The organism is Winogradskyella sp. UBA3174, assembly GCF_002364335.1.
Taxonomy (GTDB): Bacteria; Bacteroidota; Bacteroidia; order Flavobacteriales; family Flavobacteriaceae; genus Winogradskyella.
The window spans coordinates 11,615-13,309 of the sequence record NZ_DEXW01000013.1 but is presented as its reverse complement, the minus strand read 5'-3'; the positions used below and the strand labels follow the sequence as shown (position 1 = coordinate 13,309).

1 protein-coding gene is annotated in these 1,695 nt (G+C 35.2%); it reads left to right on the top strand.

Features of this window, described 5'->3' with window-relative positions; translation table 11 throughout:
* Positions 1-39: 39 nt before the first annotated feature.
* Positions 40-1,695 (top strand): ABC transporter permease (locus tag B2U95_RS01350; RefSeq protein WP_296311695.1); only part of this gene is annotated, 1,656 nt, incomplete at its 3' end.

Here is a 1,695-nt window from a genome sequence, read left to right as displayed (position 1 = left end):
ATGATCTTAAATTATATCAAAATAGCATTTAGAACCTTATTGAAAAATAAAGGCTATAGCTTTCTAAACATTTTTGGTTTAGCTATCGGTATTACCTGTGCAAGTTTAATCTTTCTTTGGGTCGAAGATGAGGTCAGTTTTAATTCAGATTTTGAAAAGCAAGATCAAGTGTATTATGTGCCAACACATCAGGAATATGATGGTGAATGGAGAACGTTTAATTCTACGCCAGGACCATTAGCAGAAGCGATGAAAACCGAAATACCTGGAGTTCTAAGAGCAGCACGAACAAAAGAAAGAGATTTTTTATTCGCTGTAAATGACAATGCGATTAATAGCTCTGGACGCTATGTCGATAAAGATTTTATAGATATTTTTAGTTTGCAGTTTATTGAAGGAAACGCAGAAGACGCGTTTAATAATCCTGAAGCCATTATCATTACTCAGGAGATGGCAGAACAACTTTATGGGGAAAATAATAAAGTTCTTGGTAAGGTCTTAAAGGTGAATAATGCTGATAACTATCTCATTACAGGAGTTATAAAAAACGCATCTAAAAACATAACATTTCCTTTTAACTGGATTGCCCCTTTTCAACGCTATAGTAATGGCCAAGAATGGATGACAGGATATGGTAGTTTCTTTGCAGATACGTTCGTAGAACTATCACCAGAATCTGATTTTTCTGCTGTAGACGCGCAGGTCCGTGGTTTATTAGAGAAAAAAACGGATGAGAGTGGTTCAAAGGCGTTTTTGCATTCTATTAAAGATTGGCATTTAAGAGCTGATTTTGAAAATGGGAAACAAGTGGGAGGCCGTATTATTTATGTGCGATTATTCTCTTTAATAGCTTTAATAATTTTACTCATTGCCTGTATTAATTTCATGAATTTATCTACCGCTAGAAGTGAAAAACGTGCTAACGAAGTTGGAGTGCGTAAAGCTATGGGTTCTGGTCGTACACGATTAATTTTTCAATTCATAACAGAAGCTTTGATTCTCGCTTTTATCGCGACTATAGTAAGTGTAATTTTACTATTTATTTTAGTACCTCAATTTAATTTACTTATTCAAAAGGACTTGGTATTAGGGCTTGCAAAGCCATTGCACATTATCGTTTTACTAGTAATCACTTTAGTTTGCGGTGTTTTTGCAGGACTTTATCCAGCGTTCTATTTATCTTCATTTAAACCAGTCGAAGTATTAAAGGGATTAAAAGTGACTCAAGGCTCTGCAATATTTATTAGAAAAGGATTGGTCATTGGGCAGTTCACTATTTCTATTGTATTTATCATCAGCACCATTTTAGTATATCAACAAATTCAGCATGTAAAGAATAGAGATCTGGGTTTCGATAAAGAGCAATTGATTTCAATAGATGTCAATGGCACTATGATCGAAAAATTTTCAGTCATAAAACAAGATTTAATTAATACTGGAGCTGTTACAAGTGTTGGTTTAAATAATACAGGCGTTTTAGATGGTGGGAATAATGGTTCTGGATTAGAGTGGACTGGAGGTACAGATACTGAAGATGTGCTGATCTCATTTAGGTATATCAGTTCAGGCTTTCTAGAAACCGCAGGGATGGAACTTGCTGCAGGTCGCGGTTTTAGTGAGAATATAGCAAAAGATAGTGCCAGCGTTTTAATTACCGAATCATTTGCAAGGCTAATGGGTAAAGGTAGTGCGATC